Source organism: Streptomyces sp. JL2001 (genome assembly GCF_050917515.1).
In the GTDB taxonomy this organism is placed as follows: domain Bacteria; phylum Actinomycetota; class Actinomycetes; order Streptomycetales; family Streptomycetaceae; genus Streptomyces.
In genome coordinates, this window is record NZ_CP169421.1 from 365,085 (window position 1) to 388,400 (window position 23,316).

Genomic DNA, 23,316 nt, shown 5'->3' on the forward strand with positions numbered 1-23,316 from the left:
ACGTCCATGAGTTCGGCAGGTCACGGTGGCGACGGCATGGCCCCGCCGGAGCGGTTCGAGTGGTTCCGTGACGCGGTGTCGGACCACGTGATGCCGGTGAGCCTCAGCACCGACCACGTACAGGACTTCCACGCGGAGGTCAGCGCCCTGGACCTCGGTCCGGTGCAGCTCTCGGCCATCACCTACTCGCCGGTCCTGTCGCGCCGGACGCCGGCGCACGTGCGGCGGGGCGACCCGGAGCAATACCAGCTGGCCCTGGTGACCGGCGGCGCGTTCCGGATCGCCCAGCGCGACAACCAGGCGGTCGTCAGCGGCGATCTGGTCCTGACGGACACCTCGCAGCCGAGCGAGGGGTGGAGCGGGGACGAGCGTGCCACGGCGCTGATCCTGCAGATCCCCCGCGCGGTCCTGCCGCTCCGGCACGACCGGGTGGACCGGATGGTGGCGCGGCGCATCCCCGCCGACCGGGGAACGGGCGCGATCCTCGGCGGTTTCCTGGGCAGCGTGCACGCCCAGGGCCCGGACTGCGATCCCGCGGAGCTGGCCGGTCTGGGTTCGGTCGCCCTCGACCTCGCGACGGCCTGCCTGGCCCGCCAGCTCGGCAGCCCCGACACGGCGCCGGCCGAGGCCCGGGCGCAGGAGATGTACCGGCGCGTCACCGGCTTCATCGACAACAACCTCGGCGACCCGGACCTGACGCCCCGGGCCGTCGCCGAGCGGCACAACATCTCCCTGCGCACCCTCCACTCCCTCTTCCGCGACCGTCCCCTCAGCGTGGCCGCCCGCATCCGCCAGGGGCGGCTGGAGCGCGCGTACGCCGACCTCGGGCGCCGGGAGTTCGCCGGCGAGCCCGTGCAGACGATCGCGGCCCGCTGGGGCTTCTCCAGTGCGACGTCGTTCAGCAGGGCCTTCCGCGAGCACTACGGCACCACTCCCACCGAGCGTCGCGCGGCCGGCACCTGCCCGTCCGGGATTGCACGCGATGTCGAGAAGTCCCGCACTCCCCGCACAGCGGCCCCCGGTTCGACGCCCTAGGTTGGAGGCTCGGGGAGGAACGCCGCAGCAGGGGAGCGGCGTTCCCCCCACCCCGCACGGAAGCGGGCCCGCCTGTGGGCCGCTGCCGGGACCCGCCGAAGACTCGCCGAGCGCACGGCGATGAGTTTCCCCGCGGACGACGGTCTTAGATCATGCTGGTGCCACAGCCGAGGGTGCACCACCGACCTGCCGCACGGACGGGCGGGCCGGAGACGGACCGACGAACACGGAAGACCGAGGATCCCGCGATGCGTACTCTGATCACCACCGCTTTCATCTCGCTCGACGGCGTCGTGGAGGCCCCGGGCGGCGAGCCCGGATACCGGAACTCCGGATGGACCTTCAAGGACATCGAGTTCCTCCCCGAGGCGTTCGAGATCAAGGGCCGCGAGCAGAAGGAGGCGGCGGCCATGCTCCTGGGCCGCGCCAGCTACGAGGCCTTCAGCCCCGTGTGGCCCGACATGGCGGACTTCGCCGACTACAAGGTGATGCCGAAGTACGTCGTCTCCACCACACTCACCGAGGACGACCTGGTGTCGAACTGGGGCGAGACGACGATCCTGCGCTCGCTCGACGACGTCGCCGCGCTGAAGGAGACCGAGGGCGGCCCGATCATCGTCCACGGCAGCGCCTCCCTCAACCAGGCGCTTTCCGACGCCGGCCTGATCGACCGTTACCACCTGCTCGTCTTCCCGCTCCTGCTCGGCGCCGGCAAGCGGCTCTTCAGCGCCACGGACAAGGACACCCAGAAGCTGACGCTGGTCGAGCACGAGGCGTACGCCAACGGCCTGCAGAAGAACGTCTTCGACGTGGTCCGCTGACCCCGCGGCCGGGACGTGCTCCGGTGCTCGGGGAGGCGCCGGCCGACGGTCGGCGGACCACAACCGCCGCCGGACGTCCGGCGCATGGCGTACCGACAGGCGCCGGCGCTCGGGCGGGGGCGTGCGGCCGCCGCCCGAAGTCCACCCGGCCGGCAGACACGCGACCTGGGCCGACACCCGGTCCAGGAAGTATGATCAAGCGATGTCTGACTTGACCGACACCACGCCCGGCTGGCTGAGCACGGACGAACTGAGCAGCGCCAGGGCTCGGATGCCCATCCTCTACGTCGAGGCCGTACCCGTACGCGTGGACGACAGCGGTGAGGTCGTCAGCATCGGTGTTCTCCTCCGGATCGGTGCGGAGGGCAGGATCAGCCGCACGCTCGTGTCCGGCCGCGTCATGCACCACGAGCGCGTCCGCGACGCCCTGCTGCGCCATCTGGAGAAGGACCTCGGCCCGGTGGCCCTGCCCCGGATCCCGGCCTCCCTCCAGCCGTTCACGGTCGCCGAGTACTTCCCCACGGCGGGCATCACCGCCTTCCACGACCCGCGCCAGCACGCCGTGTCCCTGGCGTACGTCGTGCCGGTGACCGGCGACTGCCGACCCCGGCAGGACGCCCTGGACCTGGTCTGGATCACGCCGCAGGAGGCGGCCTCCCCGGCCCTGCAGAGCGAGATGCCCGGCGGCCACGGCGTGCTGCTGAAGCAGGCTCTCGCGCACGTGGGACACACGTACTGACGCCCGTGACGCATCGTGCGGGCGACGCCCTTCAGGGGGTCGCCCGCGCGGGCCCGGCGCGCACCTGACACGAGGTGCGGCGCGTACGGGTGGCGTTCCTCGGGCGGGCCCGATCGGATGGCCGTACGGCTCCGTGAGCGCCGCCGGCGCGTTCCGGCTCAGTGAGCGGCGGGGGCGGGAGCCTCGGTCGTGAGGCGGCGGAGGGCGGCCCGGTCCGTCTTGCCGTGGGTGTCGCGGGGCAGCGACTCCAGGTGCACGAAGCGCCGGGGCAGCAGGTGCACGGGCAGCGTGAGGCGCAGTGCCCGGACGAGGTCGCGCCGGTGCACGGGGCGGCCGGTGTAGCAGGCGACGAGTTCGGCGACGTCTCCGCGCGCGTCGACGATCACGACGGCGTCGGCCACGTCGGGAAGACGGCGCAGAGCGGCCTCGATCTCGCCCGGTTCGATCCGGAACCCCATGATCTTCACCTGGTCGTCGAGCCTGCCCAGATGGACCAGCTGTCCCTGCTCCAGGCCGACGCGGTCCCCGGTGCGGTAGTGGCGGGAGGGATCGGGGCGGCCGGGGCCGGTGTGCCCCAGGAAGCGGCCGGCGTCGTCGGCCGCGTCGAGATAGCCGTCGAAACGCTGGGGGCCGCGTACGCACAGCTCGTTCAGGTCCGGGGTGACGAGGTGCTCCAGGCCGCCGTAGACGCGGCCGATCGGCACCGTGTCGTTGGCCGTGCGGGGCCAGCGGCGGGGGTCCAGGGGCAGCCGGTAGCCGGTACAGCCCACGGAGAGCTCGCTGGGCCCGTAGACGTTGTCGATCAGCGAGTCGGGCACCGCCGCGTGCCACCGGGCCGCCTGTTCACGCGTGAGCTGCTCCCCGCCGAACATGCTCTGGCGCAGGGCGGGCACCGGCCGGGTGGGCAGAGTCCCGAACTGGGCGCTCACCGAGATGGCCGAGGGTACGGAGAACCAGTGCGTGAGGCTTCTGCGCCCGAGGTACTCGGCCGGGTCGAACATCTCGGCCCGGTCGGCGACCACCAGGGTCGCGCCGCCGCCCCAGGTGACGAAGAGGTCGAAGAGGGAGGCGTCGAAGGTCAGGTCGAAGGTGTGCGACATACGGCAGCCGGGGCCGATGCCGTACCGGGCGATGTTGTGCTCGACGAACGGGACGACGTTGCGGTGCCTGACCGGAATCCCCTTGGGCCGGCCGGTCGTTCCCGAGGTGAACAGGACGTACGCGAGCCGGTCGGGGTCCGCCGCGTACGGGGCGAGGTCGCCCCGGGGCGTGGCTGTGAGTGCCTCGTCGGGCGTCGGCGTCAGTACGGGGAGGCCGGTCGCCCAGTCCGGGCCGGGGTCCGGCCACACCGTCGCGTCGGCCAGCACCAGGTCCACGCCCGCCAGTTCGCGCACGTCGCGGGTGCGGGCCGCCGGATAGGCGGGGTTGAGGGGGACGACGGCCGCGCCGAGCCGCAGCGCGGCCAGGTAGCCCACGCAGGCCACGGCTCCCTTGGGCGCGAACAGGCCCACCCGGGCGATCGGCCCCGCCGTGTCCGCGATCCGTCGGATCCGCTCCGCGAGGGCCTCCGCGGCCGTCAGCAGCTCGCGGTAGCTCACCGTCCTACCGGGCAACTCCAGGGCGGGCGCCTCCGGAAGCCGCTCCGCGGTACCGGCGACCAGCCGGTAGAGGGTGGTGCTCATGAACGGTCCCCCGGGGGCTTCCTTCGGGCACGCGCCAAAAGCGCTGCCGGGTCGGTGGGGGCGGGCGCGTCCTCGCCGCGGACGCCTCGCGTCCCGGCGACGGCATGACACGGGGCGTCGAACAGCCGTGCCTTGTCTCCCACTTCGCCTCCCCCGGCGGTCGGCCCGACCGCCGGAAGCCCCGGTGCGCGGTCACGGAGGCGAGCAGCCTCGCGTTCCGTTCGGCGGCGGTGGCGGCCGCGGCGTCGAACAGTTCGGCATCGTACTGGTGCACACGCGCGGTGTCCCCGGTCCGCGCGGGGTCGTCGGGTGCGTGGGGTCGTCGGGTGCGTGGGGTGGTTGGGTGCGTGGGGTGGTCGGGGCGCGTGGGGTGTCGTGTCGCCCGCCGGCCACTCCGGAAGTCGGCGCACCTGGCCGTCCGCCGGGACACCGAGGGCGTGGTCAGGCGGTGGGGTGGCCCGCGCCGTCCGTGCGGTCCGCCTGGCTGGAGAACTTGTTCAGGAAGACGTCGTACCGGCCGTCGGTGCGCTGGGTGACCGTCGCGCCGTCCTGCCAGATGCCGTTCTCCGCCCACCACTGCGATCCCGTCGGGTCTCCCTGGTTCTGGTGGACGTTGTGCATGCCCAGGTCGCCTTCGGGGGCGTCGTCGAAGGGTTCGCCGAAGACGAGGATGCGCCGCCCCGCCTCCAGGATCTCCTCCAGTGCGGCGGCGGCGTCGACGTTGGAGCCCGCGTGCCACGGCCGCGAGCCGAACAGGCCGAGGAGGTCCCGCAGCCAGTCCGGCGGGCGGCGCCGGAAGAGTACGCCGGAGTGATCCACGAGGGCCGGGTGGCGGAGGTAGTCCAGGGCTCCGGAATCCGGGGTGGGGGCGAGGTCGTGGTAGCCCGGGACGAGGGCCGCGGACGGGCCGAGGGAGGCGGCGTCCAGGGTGAACGCCTTCCACTGCACACCCACGTTGGACTTGTGGCTGTCGACGTCGACGGCGCAGTGGTAGCGCCCGGCGGGCGCATCGACGTCCAGGTTGACGTGGAACCAACGGCCCTGGCTGTCCGGCTGGTCGCGGTGGTACCCGTGGAGCGTCCCCGCGAGCACCCCGTAGCGTGCGAAAGGCATACGGCCAGTGAATCACCGACGGCGACGCTCCGCCCGGCGGTGCTCACGTTCCGTGACGCGTCGTCGTTCCGGGGTGCGGTGCTCGTGGTCAGAGGGTGAGCACCGGTCGGGTGGTGAAGTCCTCGCAGAGGTCCTCGCCTTCGGGGCCGTGGACGAAGTCGGCCATGGAGGGGTTGCGGTTGGCGGTGGCGAGGGGCAGCCAGGCGAGCAGGGTGCCGTATCCCCCGCACACCGACTCGCCGCCGTCTCCTCCGTGCACGGCGGTGCGGTCGCTCGTCAGCTCCGCGCTGTACGTGTCGTGGGCGATGCGCAGGCCGAAGGCGCTCGGCTCGTGCTGCGGGCCGCCGTGGTCTCCGTAGGGGAGGGCGTCGAGGGGGCAGGTGTCGCCCCACCGGAAGAGGGTGTCCGCCCCCGCCCCGCAGGCGTGCTCCCATTCGTCAGAGCTCGGCATCCGGACGCCGCGTGCCGCGAGGAGGGCGGGCGTCCGAGCGGGTGTGTCGGTCAGCTCCTCCGCCTCCACGGCCATGAGCACGGTGTCCAGGACGACGTGTCGACGAGGGCTGAGCACGTGCGCGAGATGGGCGCGCAGGTCCGGGCCGAGGGCGAAGCCCTGGTCCAGGCTCTCGGCGTAGTCGGCACTCTGTTCGGGGGTCGGCTGCCAGGCGGCGAGGTCGAAGCCGAGTGCGACCGGTCCGCCGGGGACCAGCGCGAACTCCTGTCCGTCCCGTTCGATGAAGGCGCGGTGCAGCGGGGCGCCGAGGTGCCGGACGGTCTCGAAGCGGGTCACCCGGCCGGCCACCCGGTCGGCGGCCTCGCGGGCGACGGCGCGTGCGGTGGACGGTGCGAAGGACCGCCATTGGTCGAGGGTGAGACGGGCGAGAAGCATGCGCGCAGTGTGGCAGCCGGGTCTGACACGGGGAGGGCGGCTGCGGTGGCGCCGGGGCCGGAACGGGCGTTCCGCCGACCGGGATTCCGGGTGTCGCCGGCCCACACGTGGGCCGTTCGGAGAGATTGCAGAGGGAACGATCGACGCCGGTGGATCGACCGCCACAGGCCTCCCGCCGCCGCGTCCCCCGCTCCCGCCCAGACCCGGGCGTCGGCCCCCGGCACCCCGCGCGGGCACCTGGCGGAGCGTGGCCCCGGCGCCGTCCCCACGGTGCCGGAGCCACGGTGCCGGATCCGCGTGCTTCAGAAGGAGTCCGTGACGTCGCGAGCGGGCGGGGACGTGATGTCCGGGCGGGGGAAGAACTCCCGTCGGCAGTGCGGGTGGGCGAGGGGATGGACGAGTGCCTCCCGGACGGTACGGAGGGTGCCGTGCGCGCGGTCGGGGTCGTCGTGGCCGGTCCAACCGCAGTCGGGGCCGTCGTACACCTCGATCCACGTGCAGTGCAGGTCGCCGGCGGCGGTGTGGAGGGCGCCGGTGTGAGCGGTGCCGAGTGCCTGCCAGGACAGGGCGTCGCGGGCCCAGGACTCCACGGGACGGCGGACGCCGTGTGCGTCGGCGACGGTGTCCAGCGGGTGCTCCCGCAGCAGGTTGTTCCCGTCGAAGCGGGGGACGCTGAACCCGTCGGCCCGGGCGCGGGCGACCGCGAGGGCGGCGCGGAGGAACGCGCGGGCGCGCCGCACGGCTTCGACGTGGCGTGCGGTGAGGTCGCTGTGGAACCGGGCCGTGAGGGTGGTGAGCGCGGTCTGGTGACGGGCCGTCCAGGTCCAGGAACGCTGGGGCCGGTCCACGTGGTGGAGGACGGCGAGCGCGCCCTCGCGATACGCGGCGGGCAGGTCGGTGGCCGCCCAGCGTTCGGTGAATCCGGCGATGGCCCGGTCGAAGGAGGCGACGGCCTGGTGGAAGGCGAGGGCGGCGGCGCGGGTGAGGGCGAGGGCGCTGCGGCCGGGCCGGATCACGGCGAGCGCGGACAGGAGCCGCGACTGCGCCGTGGTGAGGATGCGCCAGGCGGCGGTGACGCGGGCGGTGGCGTCGGCGACGAGGGCCACGAGCCGGGCCCGGGCGGAGCTGCGTCGCAGCGAGGTGGTCATCAGGACCCCCCGGCGGGATGGGCGGGCCCGGGGACGCCTGCCCGGAGGCGAGCAGGCCACGCGCCGGGGCCGGTGTGGTCGGTGGCGAGGGCGGTGCCGATGCGGCTGATCGGCCCGGTGCGTACGGCGGCGTGCATGCGGGTCCTCCGAAGGGTCGAGTGGGAAGGACGGGCGGATGCGGGCCCGGCTCCGGCGCCCCACCGGGGCCGGGCCCGTGATCGCCCGACGTCCGCCGGTAGCCTCGGCGGACGTGGCGTCCGGTGTCGCGTCTCCCCTCCTTCCTGGCCGTGGTGCGGGCACGGCCGGTCTGGCCACCGATACGGATTCCGGGGCCGGCGTACTCAGTTCGTTCGTACTCGGTTCGCACGTAATCGGTTCGCACGTAATCGGTTCGCACGTAATCGGTTCGCGGGAGTTCTCGCCGATGACGTCGTCTCGGGGCGCGCGAGCCGACGGGGCGGGCGGCGGCGGACTCGGACGGCATAGGGTCGGCCCCGCGTGCGCCGGGCGGGTCGACGGTGTCCGTGCTTCTCATCGGAACGGATCGGCGTCGGGGATCGACGTCGTGGACGGACGGACTCGTATGGAACTGCTCCCCTTCGCCCCGGCGCACGCCGACACGGTGGCGGGCTGGCCGGTCTCCGCCCAGGAGGTCGTCATGTGGTGCGGGCGGCGGGAGTTCCCGCTGCCCGCGCGGACGGTCGCCGAGTGGCAGCGGGACGAGGACGTGCAGGCACACGTCCTCGTGGTGGAAGCGGACGTCGTCGGGTACGGCGAGCTGTGGTTCGACGCCGAGGAGGACGAGGTCGAGCTCGCCCGGATCATCGTGGCTCCGGGCCGTCGCGGGTCGGGATGGGGCCGCACGCTCGTCCGCGGGCTTCTCGCGCACGCGGTGGCCGCGGGCCACGCCGACGTCTTCATGCGGGTCCACCCCCTCAACGCGGCGGCTCTGCGCTGCTATCGGGGTGCCGGATTCGTCACCGTCGACACCGATCTCGCCGCGAGCTGGAACGCCGCCCAGCCGACCGCCTACGTCTGGCTGCGGCACGAGGCGGACGCCCCGGCGACCGGCTGAGCGCCGGCGCAGTACGCGGGGCGAGGCGGACGGTCCTCCTGCTCATGTCGCACGCCGGTGCGGTGGAAGTCATCATCGAGGCGCATGAACGGGTGCGCGGGCGGCGTGATGATGGCGCGTATGGCAGCAGACATCGGCATCCTCGCCCAGCGGACCGCGGACCGGCTCGCCGAACGGCAGGTCGGGGTCGTGGTGGCCGCCGTCGCGGGCGGCCACGTGGAGATCAGGGGCGCCGGGAGCACCGGCGGCGACGCCGGCGGAACACCGGACGCGCACACCCTGTTCGAGATCGGTTCGGTGACGAAGACGTTCACGGCGCTGGCGCTCGCGCGGATGGCGGCCGCCGGCACCGTGCGGCTCGATGATCCGCTGGCCGGGCTGCTGCCCGACGGCACGGCGGTACCGGCCCGGGGCGGCCGGCAGATCACCCTGCGGCATCTGGCCACCCACGCCTCCGGTCTGCCGCGGCTGCCCAAGGGCATGCTTCTCCGGGCTCTGCTGCGTCCCGGGACCCCGGATCCGTACGCGGGCTGCACCGCCGACGTCCTGCTGTCCGGTCTGGCCCGTACCCGCCTCGGTGCCACGCCCGGGCAGCGCGTCCGCTACTCGAACCTCGGAGCCGGGCTGCTCGGCCTGGGCCTCGCCCGCAGGGCGGGCACGGACTACGAGCAGCTGATCACCAAGCAGATCTGCGCCCCGCTGGCCCTGCCCGACACCGTCGTGACGGTGGACGCCGCCCGCGCGGTGCGGACGGCCGGTGGGCACGACGGCAGGCGGCGGCCCACCCCGCCGTGGAACCTGGCCGCCCTGGCCGGCGCCGGCGCCCTGCGGTCGACGGCGACCGATCTGGTGGCCTACGTCCGCGCCCAGTTGGACGGCGGCCCGCCGGAGCTCGCGGAGGGGATCCGGCTCAGCCGGGAGGTCGAGCACCGCAGGAGCTCCTTCGCGTGGGTCCACCTCGGCTGGATGGCGCACCGCCTGCACGCGCGCCAGGGTGCCCATCTGCAGATCTGGCACAACGGCGGCACCGGCGGATTCAGCTCCTTCGTGGGCTTCGACCCGGAGACCGGGACGGGCGTCGTCGTCCTGGGCAACACGCGGCACTCGGTGGACGCGCCGGCCTTCGGGCTGTTGCGCACCCTGCAGGCCGCGCGCTCCTGAGCGGAGCCTCACGCGACGGAAGCCGACGGAAGCCGACGGGAGACGACGGGAGACGGCGGGAGCGACGGAAACGGCGGGAGCGAAAAGGGGCCGCCGAGGCCGACCGCGGCACCCCCGTGGGGCGGTCCCGGCGCCGGGCGAAGGGGAAGCCCCCGGGCCCTGTCCGTCGCCCGGCTGCCGCGTCCGGCTCGCCCGAACGCCGCCGACACGATGGGATCGGCAGGGTGCGAAGCAGCGATCCAGGGCAGGCGAACAGGGATCGCGGCAGACCGCTCGGAGCCGCAGAGAGGGATGAAGACCATGACACGACCCAGGATCCTGGTGGTCGGAGCAGGTTTCGCAGGCGTGGAGTGCGTCCGTCGGCTGGAGCGGAGGCTCTCCCCCGGCGAGGCGGACGTCACCCTCGTGACACCGTTCGCCTACCAGCTCTATCTCCCCCTGCTGCCACAGGTCGCCTCCGGCGTGCTCACGCCCCAGTCGATCGCCCTCTCGCTGCGGCGCAGCAGCAAGTACCGCACCCGGATCATCCCGGGCGGGGCCATCGGGGTGGACCTCGAGGCCAAGGTGTGCGTGGTGCGCACGATCACCGACGAGATCGTCGACGAGCCGTACGACCACATCGTGCTGGCCCCGGGAAGCGTGACCCGGACGTTCGACATCCCCGGCCTGACGGACCACGCGTTCGGCATGAAGACGCTCGCCGAGGCCGCGTACGTCCGCGACCACGTGATCTCGCAGCTCGATCTCGCGGACGCCAGCCAGGACCCGGCCGAGCGCGCCTCGCGCCTGCAGTTCGTGGTGGTCGGCGGCGGCTACGCGGGCACCGAGACCGCGGCCTGCCTGCAGCGGCTCACCCACGCCGCGGTCAAGCGTTACCCGCGGCTGGATCCGGGGCTGATCAAGTGGCACCTGATCGACATCGCGCCGAAGCTGATGCCCGAACTCGGCGACAAGCTCGGTCGCAGCGCACAGGAAGTGCTCCGACGACGCGGCATCGAGGTCTCCCTGGGCGTGTCCATCGACAAGGCGGCGGCCGAGGAGGTCACCTTCACGGACGGGCGGGTGGTGCCCACCCGCACCTTGATCTGGACCGCGGGCGTGGTGGCGAGTCCGCTCATCGCGACGCTGGGCGCCGAGACGGTCAGGGGGCGCCTCGCGGTGACTCCCGAGATGTGCCTGCCGGGCGACGACGGCGTCTTCGCCCTCGGCGACTGCGCCGCCGTACCCGACCTCGCCAAGGGCGAGGAGGGCGCGATCTGCCCGCCCACCGCACAGCACGCGATGCGGCAGGGCCGGCACGTCGCCGAGAACGTCATCGCGGCCCTGCGCAAGCAGCCGTTGAAGCCGTACGTCCACAAGGACCTGGGACTCGTCGTCGACCTCGGAGGCAAGGACGCCGTGTCCAAGCCGCTCGGTGTGGAGCTGCGCGGCCTGCCCGCCCAGATCGTGGCCCGCGGCTACCACTGGTCGGCGCTGCGTACCGGCGTCGCCAAGGCCCGGGTGGCGACGAACTGGCTGCTCAACGCGGTCGCGGGCGACGACTTCGTCCGCACCGGCTTCCAGGCTCGGAAGCCCGCCAAGCTGAAGGACTTCGAGTACACCGACAGCTACCTGACACCGGACCAGGTGCGGGAGCACGTCGAGGGGTCGCGCCGCGCGGGACGGTGATCCGTAGGTGATCCGGGGTGCCGGGGCGACCCGCCGGTGCTCCGGGGTGGTACCGGGTTGATCGCGGGGGCCGGCCGCAGGTGCGAGCGGGCGGCGGCCGCCGGTGGGCACGCCGCCGACGCGCCGAACGACCTGGTCCGACCCGTCATCGACGGCTTCCCGCTGGATTCCTCGTCCGGGCCGGTGCACGGCGGAAGGGGGCGCGGCCGGTGCCGCGCCCCCTTCCGCCGTGCACCGCCGGCGCCGTGCCTCAGGTGACGGCGGCGAGGTGGGCGAAGACGACGAGGTTGTCCTTGTAGTCGCGGGCCTTCTTGTCGTACACGCCGGCGCAGGTGATGAGGCGGATCAGCGGCCGGTCGGTGTCGGCGTACACCCGGTCGTCCGGGAAGGCGCCCTTGGAGAAGGTCTCGAGCGTGTCGACGGCGAAGGTGGCCGTGCGGCCGTCGGCCCGCCGGACGTCGAAACGGTCGCCCGGGATCAGCCTGTCGAGTCGGGCGAATACGGCGGCGGACGTCTTCGTGTCCACGTGGCCGGCGACGATGGCGGTGCCGCTCTCCCCGGGGCTCGTGCCGTTCGCGTGCCATCCGACGAGGTTGGTGTCGTTCGGAGGCGGGGCTTCGAGTTGCCCTCCGGAGTCGATCGCCAGATCGGTGAACGGAGCGTCCACGCCGATCCGGGGAATCACGAGCCGTACCGGCGCCGAGCGGGGCAGCGAGAGCGGTTCAGCGGGACGCTCGGAGGCGCGGGCCGGTGGTGCCGAGACGGGCGGCGCCGGCGCCGGTGGCACGACCGGGTCCGGTGTCGGCAGCCTCCCGAAGAGGCTCAGTACGAGCACCACCAGGCCCAGGGGCCACAGGATCGCGGCGATCTTCCGTCGCCGACCGCGGCTCTCGCTGAGGGGAACCGTCTTCCGGGGCATCCGCCACCTCCGCGGCGCGCACAGCGTCGAATGCGGTCGGCATCCGTCCGACCGCTCGTGTGGGGGCGGTGGCCGCCGTGTGCTGTCCGTCGCCGGACGGCGGCCACCGCCTGCCCCTGCTCATCGCAGGGGTGTCCTACCTGGGAAAAGCTCAGGCCGTGGCACCGGCCCGGCGGCGGCGCAGCAGGTAGACGCCGGCGCCGGCACCGCCGAGGAGCAGCAGGCTCGCGGCGGCGACGTTGGTACCGGAGTCGGCGAGGCCGCCGCCACCGGTGTGCACGCCGCCATGCGGCTTCTCGTGCTCCTTCTTCGGGTGTTCCTTCTTGTCGGACGGGTCCGCGGCGCTCTTGTCCTTGTCCCAGTCACCGTCGTTCACGAGGGACAGCGCGCCACCACCGGTGTGCACACCACCGTGCGGCTTCTCGTGGTCCTTCGACCACTTACCGTCCTTGTCCTTCTCCTTGTCCCAGTCGCCCTCGCCCACCAGCGACAGCGCACCGCCACCGGTGTGCACACCACCGTGCGGCTTCTCGTGGTCCTTCGACCACTTACCGTCCTTGTCCTTCTCCTTGTCCCAGTCGCCCTCGCCCACCAGCGACAGCGCACCGCCACCGGTGTGCACACCACCGTGCGGCTTCTCGTGGTCCTTCGACCACTTACCGTCCTTGTCCTTCTCCTTGTCCCAGTCGCCCTCGCCCACCAGCGACAGCGCGCCACCACCGGTGTGCACACCACCGTGCGGCTTCTCGTGGTCCTTCGACCACTTACCGTCCTTGTCCTTCTCCTTGTCCCAGTCACCGTCGCCCACCAGCGACAGCGCGCCACCACCGGTGTGCACACCACCGTGCGGCTTGCCGTGGTCCTTGTCGTGGTCCCAGTCGTGGTCCTTGCTGTGCGACGAGTCGTTCTTGTCCCAGTCTCCGAGGGGTGCGGCGATCGCCGTGGGGCCGGCGATCGTGAGCGCCACCGTGGCGGTGGCGGCGAGAAGGATGCGGGCTGAACGCATGATCTTTCCTTTCGTCGCCGGCGGCGTCAGCTGACCGTTCGTCGGCTCTTTCTCTACGCGGCGGCGACTGAACCACCGTCGAATCCCCGGTGCGGTGGCGCCACCGGGGGATGCCGGGGACAGGGCTCAACGAGTGGTGCTTCACCGGCCGTCATCCGTTGGGCGGTACGCCACGCCGTGGCGGTGTTTGACGGGGCGACAGGCGGTGCGGGTCGGCATCTCGAACAACCGTGGCGCCGGGCGAGGGCCGGGCGGGTCATCGTCACGGCTCGTCGGGCTTGCGGCCCCAGACGGTGAGCATGCCGGCCGACAGCGCGGCGCAGGCGTCGGAGTCCAGGTACCGGATCGCCGCGTCGACGGCCTCGTCGTCGACCAGGCCGGTGGCGGTCATCGCCGCTCTGCCGCGGTCCCATGTGTCCGCCCAGAAGCGGCTGATGGGGCTGCCCGGTACCAGGGGCGGCACGTGGATCTCCGCGGCGACCTGGTCGAGGCCCGCCGCGCGCAGCAGGTGCGGGTAGGAGGGCACCCCGGAGACGTCGGTGCCGATGGTGGCCCGCAACCCCTGCCACATGGCCCGCATCGCCGTGGTGTACGGCGTGTCGGGGGCCCGGTCGCTCGTCAGGTCGACCGCGTCGCTGAGGACCAGGACGCCGCCGGGTTCGACGAGTTCGGCGAGCCGGGTGATCAGCTGTTCGCGCTCGGTCAGGTGCATCAGGACGAAGCGCGCGTGCACGAGCCGGAACCGGCCGGGGTCGAAGTCGGGGGCGGTGAGGTCGGCCTCCAGTACGTCCAGCCCGGGCACGGGACGCTCGGCGAGGAACCGTACGTCGCGGTCCACGGCGAGGACGCTCGCCACCTCGGCCTCGGCCAGCAGCCGGCGGGAGACGGTTCCCGTGCCGGCGCCCAGGTCGAGGCAGTGCCACCCCGGGCCGGCTCCGAGGGCGAGCAGCCGCGCCACGGTGATGTCGTCGTAGGCGAGGGCGCCGAAGTCGATGCGTTCGCCCTCGCCCGCCTGTTCGGGACGGAAGACGGTCTCGCCGTAGCGGCCGCCGCCGGGCGCGTCGCCGCGCGGGGCGGCGGTCACGTCGACGCCTGCGGGTCGCCGAGGGTGTCGTGCGGCCCCGCCGGTCGGGACGGCGGGTCGTCGAGCATGCTCATGGCCGGACCTCTTCGCGCGCTGGTGCGGTATCCGGCGGCCCGTGCCGGGGCCGCCGCCGCACCGATCCTCCCCGGGGGGCCGCCCGCCCCGGCGAGGCGCGCCGGGCAGCCTGCGCCGATCGGCCCAAGCGGGTGCTGCGGTGACGGGGACGGGCGGGCGGCCCCGGCTTGATCGGCACGACACCCCTACGGCGAGGCGGGGTCGAACGGGGAGGGGCCGTCCCGCGGGCGGCGGCCGGCGCGGCCCGGCGCCCGCCTCTCGCTGGTCGGCTCGCTGCTCGGCTCGCTGGTCGGTCGCAGGTTGACCTCGTCCCCGGGCGCCGCTTGGGTAGGGAGTTCGGGCCCGGGCGAGCGGGGCGCATCATGGCCTGGTGGGCAGCGACGCCTCACGAGGCCGAGTGGAAAGGCTGGGGCCGGACGTGGAACCGCTGGATGGTTCGGGCAGGAGGCGGGGAGCGGCGCGGCTCCTGGCCCGCTGCGCCCTGTTGTTGCTGGTGGCATCGATCCTGGTCGTGTTGCTGGTGGTGGGCACGGCCGGGCCGCTGGTGCTCGTGAGCGGGATCGGCGGCATCGTCGTCTCGGCGGTGGGCCTGTGGTGGCTGGTGGCCCGGCGTGGGCTGGTGCGCGTGGCCGGCGCCCTCCTGGCGGTCGGCGCACCCGTCGGCGTGCTGCTCCACTTCACGTCGGAGGGGGTGTGGGGCAACGCCCTGCTGGCCATCGGCCTGTACGGCGTGGCCCTGTTGTGCGCGCGGGCGGCCGTGCGTGCGACGGGGAAGGCGTACGTGATGCGCGGCAGGACGAGGCCGGCTCCCCGGCGGCCCGTGCTGATCATGAACCCGGAGTCGGGCGGCGGCAAGGTCGGCCGTTTCGGGCTCGTGGAGCGGGCCGAGCGGCTCGGGGCCGAGGTACACCTGCTGGACACGAAGGCCGGGACCGACGTGGAGGCGCTGGCGCGCGAGGCCGTGGCCGCGGGGGCGGACCTGCTGGGGGTGGCGGGCGGTGACGGCACCCAGGCCCTGGTGGCCCGGGTGGCGGCCGACAACGACCTGCCGTTCCTCGTGATCTCCGCCGGTACGCGCAACCACTTCGCGATGGACCTCGGACTGGACCGTACGGACCCGGCCCGGTGTCTGGACGCCCTGACGGACGGCGAGGAGGTGCGGGTCGACCTCGGCTCGGTCAGCGGCCGGCCCTTCGTCAACACCGTGTCGTTCGGGGTCTACGCGGACATCGTGCAGCGTCCGGAGTACCGCGACGCGAAGGCCGGAACGGCGCTCGACCTGATGCCCGACCTGCTCGCGGACAGCAGCCGGCGCCTCGACGCGAGGGCGGGTGACAAGCGGCTCGTCGACCAGCAGGCGATCCTGGTCAGCAACAACCCCTACGCCGCGCCGGATCCGATGGCCTCGGGCCTCCGGGCCCGCCTCGACCGGGGGAAGCTCGGTGTGATCGGCCTTCGGGTGGAGACCGCCGGGCAGGCCGCCGACCTCGCCGTGCGGGGAACGCGTTCGTCGGGGCTCAGCGTCCTGACGGCGCGCGGGGTGGAGGTCACGGCCGACGCCGACACCATCCCCGTCGCGGTGGACGGCGAGGCGCTGACGCTGCCCACGCCGGTCGTCTGCACCCTGCGCCCGCGCGCCCTTCGCGTCCTCGTGCCCCGGAACCGGCCCGGCACCGCGGCCCCGAGTTCGCCGCTGAACTGGCGGTGGATCATCTCGCTGGCCGTGGGCCGCGCGCGCTGAGGGAGCCCGGGTTTCCGACCGGGCGGTCGTCGCGGGCCGGGAAGGCCGCCCGGACGGGGCACGGCGAGCCCGGCCTCGGGTCGTCGGGCGGCACCCTACCAGGAGGCATGCCTCTCCCGACGGACATTCACTCACTCTCCGCGCTCGGACGCTTCCTTCCGGTAGTCATGACCGCGGGAGGGAACACCGTGGTCTTCAGTCTGAGCCGCCGCTGGAAGCTGGTCCCGAGGAACAGCGCCTGCCCCCACACGTCCGACGACGCGCGCGGAGGCGCCGCTCCGGCGGTACGCGTGCCGCACGGACCGGATCCGGCGCCGGACGCGGCGGACCGGCAGCAGGCGGAGGACTTCGTCCGCCAGTTCCACGAGGAGCAGCCGCGCGCCGCGGGCGACGTGGACCGGAGGATCCGCGAGGTACTGGACGAGATCGACCGCACCGGGACGTACACCCACTCCCCCGCCGAACTCTCCTTCGGCGCCCGCGTCGCGTGGCGCAACGCGGCCAGGTGCATCGGCAGGCTCTACTGGCGCAGTCTGGTGGTGCGGGACCTGCGGCACGTCACGTCCGCCGACGACATCGCCGCACACTGCTTCGACCATCTGCGGTCGGCCGCCAACGGCGGCCGGATCCGTCCGGTGATCTCCGTCTTCGCGCCGGACGCGCCGGGCCGTCCCGCGCCGCGGATCGTCAACGACCAGCTCGTGCGGTACGCCGGACACACCGGGCCCGGCGGCCGCTGGATCGGCGACCCGCACGGCGCCGATCTCACCTCCCGGGCCCGCGACCTGGGCTGGAAGCGCGAGGAAGCGCGCTTCCAGCCACTGCCGCTGATGGTCCGGCAGCTGCCCGACGCCGCGCCCCGGTGGTACGAGCTGCCGGACGACGCGGTGCTGGAGGTGGCGCTGAGCCACCCCGACCACCCGTGGTTCGCGGACTTGGGGCTGCGCTGGTACGCCGTGCCCGCGATCAGCAACATGACCCTGGAGATCGGCGGCGTGCGGTACCCGACGGCGCCGTTCAACGGCTGGTACATGGGAACCGAGATCGGCGCCCGGAACCTGGCCGACGCCGAGCGCTACGACCTGCTGCCGGTGGTCGCCGAGCGGCTGGGGCTCGACCGCTCCTCGGAGCGCACGCTGTGGCGGGACCGCGCGCTGGTCGAGCTCAACGTGGCGGTGCTGCACTCCTTCCAGGAGGCCGGGGTGACGATGAGCGACCACCACACCGAGTCGGACCGGTTCCTCCGCCACATCGCCCAGGAGAGCCGCCTGGGGAGGCCGACGCCCGCCGACTGGAGCTGGATCGTCCCGCCGGTCTCCGGTTCGGCGACCCCGGTCTTCCACCGGTACTACGACCCCGTCGACCCCTCGCTGCGGCCTGCCTTCGTCGCACGCGAGAACTGATCCCGGCGGCCCCGGCGGCGACCGCCGCCTAGGGCGATCGGGGGCGACCCGGCGACCAGCCTGGTGCAAATGTGGTGCGGATTCGCACCACTGATGACATGCTGAACTCGCCCCCGCCGACCGGACCGAAAGGCCGCACCATGAGCCGCCTCCCCTCGCACCCCGACAGCGAGCGCCTCTCCGTGACGCTCTGCCCGCCGGCGGTGACCGCCGTGTCCGAGCTGGTCGCCGCGAGCGGCGTCAGCAAGGCCGACGTCATCAACCGGGCGATCCTGCTCCTCGGGTACGTCGAGCGGGAGCGCGCCAAGGGGCACGACCTCATGATCCGCGACGCCGAGGGGACCCTGGAGCGCATCCACATCCTCTGACCCGCGGCCCCTCGCGCGAGCACCCTTCAGCGAATCGCTCACATGTTCGGGCGAGTGTCTATGCTGGACCCATGACGGCAGCACGAACGGACATCCCGGGCTTCCAGGGGTCCCTCTTCGACCAGGGCGCGGACATCGGGCCCGGTCCGCTGGACGGCGTCCGGCGGACCGCGCTGGACCAGGGGGCCTGGGTCGACCACCTGCCCGGCTGGTTCGACGGCGCCGACGCGCTGTTCGACGACCTCGCCGCACGCGTGCCGTGGCAGGAGGAGACCCGCCGGATGTACGACGGCGTGGTGGCCGTGCCCCGCCTCCTCGCGTACTACCGCGAAGGCGCCGAACTCCCCCACCCCGCCCTGCTCGACGCGCGCGAGACCCTGAGTGCCCACTACGCCCCCGAACTCGGCGAACCCTTCGTCACCGCGGGCCTCTGCCTCTACCGGGACGGCCGCGACAGCGTCGCCTGGCACGGCGACCGCAACGGCCGCTCGGCCACGCAGGACACGATGGTCGCCATCCTCTCCCTGGGCGATCCCCGCACGCTCGCCCTCCGCCCCCGGGGCGGCGGCGCCGTGGCCCTGCGGCTCCCGCTGGGCCACGGCGACCTGGTCGTGATGGGCGGATCCTGCCAGCGGACCTGGGAGCACGCCGTCCCGAAGACGACCCGCGCGGTGGGCCCCCGGATCAGCGTCCAGTTCCGCACCCGGGGCGTGAACTAGGTCCTGTCCGGGCGATCTTCGAGGATCGGCCCGCGGCGTCGGATGTGGTGTATCGCAAGGCGGAGGATCGCCCTCGTACTGGGCGTACTCGGGCGACTCCGACAACGCCGCGAGACGCCGCAGCCGTCGTCGCGGGCCCGAGAAGATCGCCCGGACAGGACCTGGCGGGTGTCGTCCCGTCCGGATCGCGAGCTCCGGCGCGCAGGTGTGGATCGGCAACCCCCGGGCAGGCGGAGGGTCATGGGCCGGTGGGCCCGGCACCGTTCCGGCGGGGCGGCAGATGTGCCGACCGACCGGAGCGAGCGGCCGAGAACACGAATCGGACGGTTCCGAGAATCAGAGGAGTGACGACATGACCGAGAACTCGTGGAGCTACGGAACGACGACGGGTCACCTCACGGGCACGAACCTGATCGGATGGAAGGTCGAGGCGGTCGACGGCCACATCGGCAAGGTCGACAAGCACTCGGACGAGGTCAACGACGCCTACCTGGTCGTCGACACCGGCGTGTGGATCTTCGGCAAGGAAGTCCTGCTCCCCGCCAGCACGGTGACGCGGGTCGACCTGGACGAGCAGACGGTCCACATCGGGCTCAGCAAGGAGCAGATCAAGGACTCGCCGGAGTTCCACTCCGACAAGCACCTCGCCGACCAGCAGTACCGGGAGGAGATCGCCCAGTACTACCGCACGGGCGGCCCGTTCCCGGGTGGATCGCGGCCTGCCTGAGGCGACACCCGCCCCGGCGGCACACTGCGGCCCCGGCCCCCTTCGGGCCGGGGCCGTTCGCGCGCCCGGTCCGCGGCCGGGGAGTCCCGCCGCGGCGAGCGCCGCCGGGGCGGTCACGGCGGCCCTCGGCCGCGACCGGGGGCCTTCCGCGGGTCGACGACGGCGGCGCGCCGGCGGCTGTGACTTCTCCCACCCCTCCTTGCCGGATCAAGGAAGGGTTACCTAAGTTCCCTCCATGACCTCTCACGTCCCCCCGTCCCCCGCCCCGGACGGCTCCGGCCGCCCGGACTCCGCGCTGGTCGACTTCACCGTCGACCTCACCGCCCAGGAGGCCGAGCGCCAGGTCCTCGTGCTGGACGCCATAGGCCCGCACTGGGACCCGCTCCAGGTGATGAACGGCGAGGAGGCGGCGTACGACCTCCTCTACTCCGGGCTCGACGCGGACCAGCAGCGCCTGTACGACGAGCTCGTCGCGTCCGGCGTACTGCCCCGGCGCGGTGGCGGCCATGCTCCCGCTTGACCCGCAGGCGGACCGCGGGCGACGCGCCTGGGTGGCCTGTCCGGAGTGCGACGACAGCCGCGGCTGCGCGCCGTGCGAGCAGGGTCGTACGTGCCCCGACCACTGGCGCTACCTGCTGACCAACAAGGGCAGCCTGCTCCACCTCCAGTGCCCGTCGTGCACCCACGTGTGGGCGCACGAGAGCGGCTTCGGCGCCACCCGCTCCCTCTGGCACCGGATCACCAGCGGCCGACCGCGCCCCTGAATCCTTCCCGGGCCCGCCCGCACGGGTCGGCCCGCGCGTCGTCGCCCGCCACCTGGAGCCCGCGCGTCCACGCCGACGTGGCCCCGGCCTACGGGCTGGCCGGGGTGGAGGGCGTGGCGGACGCCCGGGAACGGCTGCGTCACGCGCTCGGCGTCCAGATCGCGGCCTTCCCCCAGCACGGTGTCATCCGCACCCCGGGCACGGCACAGCTGCTGGAGAAGGCGGCGCGCACGGGCGCCATCGACATGCCCCGCAGGGACATGGTCGTGCACGGCGGCGTGGTCGTGGCCCGGGACGGCGCGTTCCTGGACTAGGGCGCCCGCACGGACCCGTCCCGGAAGACCAGGCGCGCACCCGGTCGCGGCGGAGGACCCGCCGCGACCGGGTGCGCGTCACCTCGGGCGGACTACTTCCAGATCGCGGCGACCCATTCGGGGTGGTCCACGAAGGGGTTCCGGTTCTTCTGTATGCCGAATATCCGCTCGTTGCGCGCCTTCTCGAACGCGTCCGGCGGATCGGCGTCGTTCCACTGCCTCAGGGCCGTCAGGCTGCCCATGAAGGGCGCGCTGCCGTTGCCGACCCGGTCGTTGGGTTCGAGGTCGGGGAAGCCGTCGGATCCGTCGTACCGGACGGCCATGTAGAGGATCATGCGGGCGACGTCGCCCTTGACGGCGTCGCGCGGCTCGAACGAGTCGCCGTCGGCCTTGCTGCCGGGGGCCTCCTCCACCGGGTCGCCGCCGTTGTCGAAGTCCAGGTTCCCGCGGGTGGCGTTGACGGAGGCGTCCTCCGGGCGCAGGTGGTGGATGTCGGTGCCGGGTCCGGTCGCCGTGCCGAAGTCGCCGTGGCTCTTGGCCCAGACGTGCTCGCGGTTCCAGTCGTCGGCGCCGCTGCCGTGCGCGGCCTTCGCCTGTGAGCGACCGGAGTAGAGCAGGATCACGTTGCCGGAGTCGTCCGGGTCCTCGTCGGTGGTCTGCAGCGCGTCCCAGACCTCGTCGTAGGAGAGCTTGGTCTGTTGGCTGATGATCGAGTGCAGGGCGGTCTTCAGCTCGTCGCCGGTCTTCCCGACCGCGCCCTCGTAGTAGCTGTCGTCCAGCGCCTCGGCCGCCGTCGGGGCCGTGCCGCCCCGGGACGCGGAGGCGCCGGGCGGAGCGCCGGAGGCGAAGGCCGAGGCGGGTACGGCGACGGCCGCAGCCGCGACGACGGCCAGGACGGGGCGCCGCCAGGGGCGGTGCTTGTGGTGAGCGGACATGAAGTGGGGGGTGTCCTCTCCCTCTCGGCGGGCACCTCGTTCGGGCGTCGGCGCGGCCGACCCCCACGTGGTGCCCGGCAGGCGGATCATGACGGAACGTTCGAGCCATCGAGCTTGGCATGTCCCGACCACCCGCGAGTGGACGCTCCGCACCCATCCTGTGCCGACACCGTGAACGCCCCGCACACACCCCGGGACGGTCAGCCCGGCAGGTCCTTGCCGGCGGACCGCACGCCGGAAGCGGCCGAGTGGAGGGCCCGCAGGGCCACCAGGAGCACGCCGATGTCGTCCAGGTAGACCGGGTCGGGGATCAGGTCGACCGGCGAGATCGTGTACAGCACCGCCCCCCAGAACAACGCCTTGGAGCGCAGCGGCACCCCGGCGTCGACCAGCAGCCTGCGGGCGCGGAAGACGCGTACGAGCAGAACGGCCGCGAACCCCGCCGTCACGAGCGCGAGAACGACGGCCACGATGAGCCAGACTTCGCTGTCCATGGCGCACTTCTACCCTGTCGCGGCGGGGTCAGCGCCCTGGGGGGGTGTCTTGCCGGTCGGGCCGGAACCGGGAGCCCCGCCGGCGCGGGCCCACCGCCGCGCCGGCGACACGCTCTGACACGACGTCAGGGCGAGTCGGGGCGACGGCCTACCCTGACCGAATGGGGCAGGACGACACCGAAGGGACCGGGCAGGCGTCCATCCCGGCCGACGACCCGCAGGCCGCTGCCGAGCGGCTCAAGGAGCGGCTGTACGCGACCATCACGATGATCTCCGTGGTCATCGGCCTGTCCGTGGCCGAGCACCCCTCGACCACCGGGGCCGCGGCCACCGTGGCGACGGCGGCCGTGGGCCTCTGGCTGGCGGCGCTCGTCGCCGACCAGCAGGCGCACCGTGTGGTGCACGGCCGGCTCGCCTCCGGCGCGGAGTTGCGGCGGATGCTGTGGGTCGACAGCCCCCTGCTGCTGTCCGCGGTGGGGCCCCTGGTGCTCGTGGGCGCGGCGGCCCTGGACGTGATGTCGCTCCACACCGCCCTCGTCGCGTCCGCCGGCGTCAGCGTCGCGAGCCTCTTCGCCTGGGGCTGGTACGGCGGCCTCCGGATGGGCAGCGGCGCCGCCGTCGCCCTGCTCGGCGGTGCCGTCGACGCGGCGATCGGGCTGGCGGTCGCGCTCGTCAAGGCCTCGGCGGGGCACTGACCCGACTCGCCGCGATCCGCCGGTCACGCCGAAAAGTGGGCGGGCTCCTCGCGGTCGCCTCCTCCGGTGTCCACGGCGCACCCGGACGGAGCGGACGGCGGTCGCCCCCGGTCCCACCGGCTGCCGCCCCGTGATGAGTCGTGGCCCACTCGGCTGGCCCGGCGTCGCCTACACCCTGCGGGTCACAGGCCGAACTCGAGGTGCTGGATGTCGGTGAAGCGGACCTCTTCGAGCGAGCCCGCGCGGCGGCCGCCGTCCTGGAAGTAGACCTCCTTGAGCGCCTCGGCGGCGATCCGGCGGAGCTGCTCGTCGCCGGCGCCCTGGTCCTGGGCGTCGAGGAGGCGGGCGGCGTGCTGCGGGGGCAGGGCCACGGTGAGGTGGCGGACGCGGTCCTGGTCGGTGCTGCCGATCGGGGCGGTGTAGCCGAGCCGGGCGCGGGTGTCGAGGACGATACCGGTGGTCGTGGCGGCCTGCTGCCGGGCCTTGGCGCGGATCTGCGGCTGCCAGCGGGCCTTGACCTCGGCCTCCAGGCGGGCCGCGAGGTCGGGCCGGGGGCGCTTCGCGGTGCCGGCGACGTATCGTTCGACCTGGCGCTGGGACACGGCCAGGAGCGCGGCGACGGCCCGCGTGCCCTTGAGCTGTCGTACCAGGTAACGCATCTGCGCGCCCGCCGACTTGGGAGCGGGGCGGGTGAACGCCGACTGCACCGCCTTGTCCAGGCCGTCGCCGAACATGCTCATCGCG

At 73.5% G+C, this 23,316-nt stretch carries 24 protein-coding genes and 1 pseudogene; 15 read left to right on the forward strand and 10 right to left on the reverse strand.

Annotation, left to right across the window (positions count from 1 at the left end):
• Positions 1-6: 6 nt before the first annotated feature.
• The 3 genes from ACE1OA_RS01660 to ACE1OA_RS01670 all read left to right on the forward strand — a co-directional run bounded on the left by ACE1OA_RS01660 (position 7) and on the right by ACE1OA_RS01670 (position 2,595).
• Positions 7-1,035, forward strand: a complete 1,029-nt coding sequence (locus ACE1OA_RS01660) for a helix-turn-helix domain-containing protein (protein WP_356779783.1) — start codon at positions 7-9, stop codon at positions 1,033-1,035.
• A gap of 248 nt (positions 1,036-1,283) precedes the next feature.
• Positions 1,284-1,856, forward strand: a complete 573-nt coding sequence (locus tag ACE1OA_RS01665) for a dihydrofolate reductase family protein (protein ID WP_432752085.1) — start codon at positions 1,284-1,286, stop codon at positions 1,854-1,856.
• Between the two features lie 202 nt (positions 1,857-2,058).
• Positions 2,059-2,595: an NUDIX hydrolase family protein gene (locus tag ACE1OA_RS01670; protein WP_356609807.1), complete on the forward strand. Its 537-nt coding sequence runs from the start codon at positions 2,059-2,061 to the stop codon at positions 2,593-2,595.
• Between the two features lie 158 nt (positions 2,596-2,753).
• On the opposite strand, the gene ACE1OA_RS01675 is transcribed toward ACE1OA_RS01670, so the two are convergent.
• From ACE1OA_RS01675 to ACE1OA_RS01690, 4 genes are all read right to left on the reverse strand, one after another.
• Positions 2,754-4,277, reverse strand: a complete 1,524-nt coding sequence (locus tag ACE1OA_RS01675) for an AMP-binding protein (RefSeq protein WP_432752086.1) — start codon at positions 4,275-4,277, stop codon at positions 2,754-2,756.
• A gap of 441 nt (positions 4,278-4,718) precedes the next feature.
• The gene (locus ACE1OA_RS01680) at positions 4,719-5,390 is read right to left on the reverse strand and encodes a DUF2278 family protein (protein WP_432752087.1); all 672 of its coding nucleotides are present in this window, start codon (positions 5,388-5,390) and stop codon (positions 4,719-4,721) included.
• An 88-nt stretch (positions 5,391-5,478) separates the two neighbouring features.
• Positions 5,479-6,276, reverse strand: coding sequence for a hypothetical protein (locus ACE1OA_RS01685; RefSeq protein WP_356609813.1), 798 nt, complete (start codon positions 6,274-6,276; stop codon positions 5,479-5,481).
• A gap of 302 nt (positions 6,277-6,578) precedes the next feature.
• Complete coding sequence (locus ACE1OA_RS01690; RefSeq protein WP_356609815.1) at positions 6,579-7,424, reverse strand: hypothetical protein; 846 nt, start codon at positions 7,422-7,424, stop codon at positions 6,579-6,581.
• Positions 7,425-8,007: 583 nt separating this feature from the next.
• Here ACE1OA_RS01690 and ACE1OA_RS01695 point away from each other — a divergent pair.
• The 3 genes from ACE1OA_RS01695 (at position 8,008) to ACE1OA_RS01705 (ending at position 11,328) form a co-directional block, all read left to right on the forward strand.
• Complete coding sequence (locus tag ACE1OA_RS01695) at positions 8,008-8,499, forward strand: GNAT family N-acetyltransferase (RefSeq protein ID WP_432752088.1); 492 nt, start codon at positions 8,008-8,010, stop codon at positions 8,497-8,499.
• 120 nt (positions 8,500-8,619) lie between these two features.
• Complete coding sequence (locus tag ACE1OA_RS01700) at positions 8,620-9,660, forward strand: serine hydrolase domain-containing protein (RefSeq protein WP_432752089.1); 1,041 nt, start codon at positions 8,620-8,622, stop codon at positions 9,658-9,660.
• Positions 9,661-9,951: 291 nt separating this feature from the next.
• Positions 9,952-11,328 (forward strand): NAD(P)/FAD-dependent oxidoreductase, encoded by a 1,377-nt coding sequence (locus ACE1OA_RS01705; protein WP_432752090.1) that lies wholly within the window; start codon positions 9,952-9,954, stop codon positions 11,326-11,328.
• Positions 11,329-11,578: 250 nt separating this feature from the next.
• On the opposite strand, the gene ACE1OA_RS01710 is transcribed toward ACE1OA_RS01705, so the two are convergent.
• The 3 genes from ACE1OA_RS01710 to ACE1OA_RS01720 form a co-directional block, all read right to left on the reverse strand.
• On the reverse strand, positions 11,579-12,247 hold the full coding sequence (locus ACE1OA_RS01710; protein WP_356604620.1) for a class F sortase: 669 nt from the start codon (positions 12,245-12,247) through the stop codon (positions 11,579-11,581).
• Positions 12,248-12,398: 151 nt separating this feature from the next.
• The gene (locus ACE1OA_RS01715; protein WP_432752091.1) at positions 12,399-13,253 is read right to left on the reverse strand and encodes a hypothetical protein; all 855 of its coding nucleotides are present in this window, start codon (positions 13,251-13,253) and stop codon (positions 12,399-12,401) included.
• A gap of 262 nt (positions 13,254-13,515) precedes the next feature.
• Positions 13,516-14,337 carry a class I SAM-dependent methyltransferase gene (locus tag ACE1OA_RS01720; RefSeq protein WP_432752092.1) on the reverse strand — a complete coding sequence of 274 codons (822 nt, stop codon included), beginning with the start codon at positions 14,335-14,337 and terminating at the stop codon, positions 13,516-13,518.
• Between the two features lie 493 nt (positions 14,338-14,830).
• Here ACE1OA_RS01720 and ACE1OA_RS01725 point away from each other — a divergent pair, with 493 nt between their 5' ends.
• From ACE1OA_RS01725 to ACE1OA_RS01760, 8 genes and pseudogenes are all read left to right on the forward strand, one after another.
• Positions 14,831-16,153, forward strand: a complete 1,323-nt coding sequence (locus ACE1OA_RS01725; protein ID WP_356604625.1) for a diacylglycerol/lipid kinase family protein — start codon at positions 14,831-14,833, stop codon at positions 16,151-16,153.
• A gap of 167 nt (positions 16,154-16,320) precedes the next feature.
• Entirely contained in the window at positions 16,321-17,556 is a 1,236-nt protein-coding gene (locus ACE1OA_RS01730) for a nitric oxide synthase oxygenase (protein WP_384871146.1), read from the forward strand.
• A 140-nt stretch (positions 17,557-17,696) separates the two neighbouring features.
• The gene (locus tag ACE1OA_RS01735) at positions 17,697-17,924 is read left to right on the forward strand and encodes a hypothetical protein (RefSeq protein ID WP_147975991.1); all 228 of its coding nucleotides are present in this window, start codon (positions 17,697-17,699) and stop codon (positions 17,922-17,924) included.
• 71 nt (positions 17,925-17,995) lie between these two features.
• Positions 17,996-18,643: an alpha-ketoglutarate-dependent dioxygenase AlkB gene (locus ACE1OA_RS01740; protein WP_361312576.1), complete on the forward strand. Its 648-nt coding sequence runs from the start codon at positions 17,996-17,998 to the stop codon at positions 18,641-18,643.
• Positions 18,644-18,995: 352 nt separating this feature from the next.
• Positions 18,996-19,370 (forward strand): PRC-barrel domain-containing protein, encoded by a 375-nt coding sequence (locus tag ACE1OA_RS01745; RefSeq protein WP_356604631.1) that lies wholly within the window; start codon positions 18,996-18,998, stop codon positions 19,368-19,370.
• A 235-nt stretch (positions 19,371-19,605) separates the two neighbouring features.
• On the forward strand, positions 19,606-19,890 hold the full coding sequence (locus tag ACE1OA_RS01750) for a DUF6400 family protein (RefSeq protein WP_356604633.1): 285 nt from the start codon (positions 19,606-19,608) through the stop codon (positions 19,888-19,890).
• Positions 19,877-20,134: a hypothetical protein gene (locus ACE1OA_RS01755; protein WP_384871153.1), complete on the forward strand. Its 258-nt coding sequence runs from the start codon at positions 19,877-19,879 to the stop codon at positions 20,132-20,134. Before ACE1OA_RS01750 ends, ACE1OA_RS01755 begins: the two co-directional genes overlap by 14 nt.
• 59 nt (positions 20,135-20,193) lie before the next feature.
• Positions 20,194-20,379 (forward strand): annotated as a pseudogene (locus ACE1OA_RS01760) (cytosine deaminase); the annotation flags it as partial.
• Between the two features lie 161 nt (positions 20,380-20,540).
• Here ACE1OA_RS01760 and ACE1OA_RS01765 read toward each other — a convergent pair.
• A complete protein-coding gene (locus ACE1OA_RS01765) occupies positions 20,541-21,383 on the reverse strand; it encodes an endonuclease I family protein (RefSeq protein WP_432752093.1) in 843 nt (280 codons plus the stop codon).
• Positions 21,384-21,583: 200 nt separating this feature from the next.
• Positions 21,584-21,877 carry a YkvA family protein gene (locus ACE1OA_RS01770; RefSeq protein ID WP_356604639.1) on the reverse strand — a complete coding sequence of 98 codons (294 nt, stop codon included), beginning with the start codon at positions 21,875-21,877 and terminating at the stop codon, positions 21,584-21,586.
• Positions 21,878-22,038: 161 nt separating this feature from the next.
• Here ACE1OA_RS01770 and ACE1OA_RS01775 point away from each other — a divergent pair, with 161 nt between their 5' ends.
• Positions 22,039-22,572: a hypothetical protein gene (locus tag ACE1OA_RS01775; RefSeq protein ID WP_432752094.1), complete on the forward strand. Its 534-nt coding sequence runs from the start codon at positions 22,039-22,041 to the stop codon at positions 22,570-22,572.
• 182 nt (positions 22,573-22,754) lie between these two features.
• Here ACE1OA_RS01775 and tpg read toward each other — a convergent pair whose 3' ends face one another.
• Positions 22,755-23,312, reverse strand: a complete 558-nt coding sequence (tpg, locus tag ACE1OA_RS01780) for a telomere-protecting terminal protein Tpg (RefSeq protein WP_356604643.1) — start codon at positions 23,310-23,312, stop codon at positions 22,755-22,757.
• Positions 23,313-23,316 lie beyond the last annotated feature (4 nt).

Bases quoted from the DNA above. Each gene is read 5' to 3' on its own strand.
- ACE1OA_RS01715 (WP_432752091.1), bottom strand. From the start codon at position 13,253: ATGCGTTCAGCCCGCATCCTTCTCGCCGCCACCGCCACGGTGGCGCTC.
- ACE1OA_RS01735 (WP_147975991.1), top strand. From the start codon at position 17,697: ATGAGCCGCCTCCCCTCGCACCCCGACAGCGAGCGCCTCTCCGTGACG.
- ACE1OA_RS01690 (WP_356609815.1), bottom strand. From the start codon at position 7,424: ATGACCACCTCGCTGCGACGCAGCTCCGCCCGGGCCCGGCTCGTGGCC.
- ACE1OA_RS01765 (WP_432752093.1), bottom strand. From the start codon at position 21,383: ATGTCCGCTCACCACAAGCACCGCCCCTGGCGGCGCCCCGTCCTGGCC.
- ACE1OA_RS01685 (WP_356609813.1), bottom strand. From the start codon at position 6,276: ATGCTTCTCGCCCGTCTCACCCTCGACCAATGGCGGTCCTTCGCACCG.
- ACE1OA_RS01705 (WP_432752090.1), top strand. From the start codon at position 9,952: ATGAAGACCATGACACGACCCAGGATCCTGGTGGTCGGAGCAGGTTTC.
- ACE1OA_RS01670 (WP_356609807.1), top strand. From the start codon at position 2,059: ATGTCTGACTTGACCGACACCACGCCCGGCTGGCTGAGCACGGACGAA.
- ACE1OA_RS01660 (WP_356779783.1), top strand. From the start codon at position 7: ATGAGTTCGGCAGGTCACGGTGGCGACGGCATGGCCCCGCCGGAGCGG.
- ACE1OA_RS01675 (WP_432752086.1), bottom strand. From the start codon at position 4,277: ATGAGCACCACCCTCTACCGGCTGGTCGCCGGTACCGCGGAGCGGCTT.
- ACE1OA_RS01770 (WP_356604639.1), bottom strand. From the start codon at position 21,877: ATGGACAGCGAAGTCTGGCTCATCGTGGCCGTCGTTCTCGCGCTCGTG.
- ACE1OA_RS01740 (WP_361312576.1), top strand. From the start codon at position 17,996: ATGACGGCAGCACGAACGGACATCCCGGGCTTCCAGGGGTCCCTCTTC.
- ACE1OA_RS01695 (WP_432752088.1), top strand. From the start codon at position 8,008: ATGGAACTGCTCCCCTTCGCCCCGGCGCACGCCGACACGGTGGCGGGC.
- tpg (WP_356604643.1), bottom strand. From the start codon at position 23,312: ATGAGCATGTTCGGCGACGGCCTGGACAAGGCGGTGCAGTCGGCGTTC.
- ACE1OA_RS01710 (WP_356604620.1), bottom strand. From the start codon at position 12,247: ATGCCCCGGAAGACGGTTCCCCTCAGCGAGAGCCGCGGTCGGCGACGG.
- ACE1OA_RS01680 (WP_432752087.1), bottom strand. From the start codon at position 5,390: ATGCCTTTCGCACGCTACGGGGTGCTCGCGGGGACGCTCCACGGGTAC.
- ACE1OA_RS01775 (WP_432752094.1), top strand. From the start codon at position 22,039: ATGGGGCAGGACGACACCGAAGGGACCGGGCAGGCGTCCATCCCGGCC.
- ACE1OA_RS01700 (WP_432752089.1), top strand. From the start codon at position 8,620: ATGGCAGCAGACATCGGCATCCTCGCCCAGCGGACCGCGGACCGGCTC.
- ACE1OA_RS01755 (WP_384871153.1), top strand. From the start codon at position 19,877: ATGCTCCCGCTTGACCCGCAGGCGGACCGCGGGCGACGCGCCTGGGTG.
- ACE1OA_RS01665 (WP_432752085.1), top strand. From the start codon at position 1,284: ATGCGTACTCTGATCACCACCGCTTTCATCTCGCTCGACGGCGTCGTG.
- ACE1OA_RS01745 (WP_356604631.1), top strand. From the start codon at position 18,996: ATGACCGAGAACTCGTGGAGCTACGGAACGACGACGGGTCACCTCACG.
- ACE1OA_RS01730 (WP_384871146.1), top strand. From the start codon at position 16,321: ATGACCGCGGGAGGGAACACCGTGGTCTTCAGTCTGAGCCGCCGCTGG.
- ACE1OA_RS01750 (WP_356604633.1), top strand. From the start codon at position 19,606: ATGACCTCTCACGTCCCCCCGTCCCCCGCCCCGGACGGCTCCGGCCGC.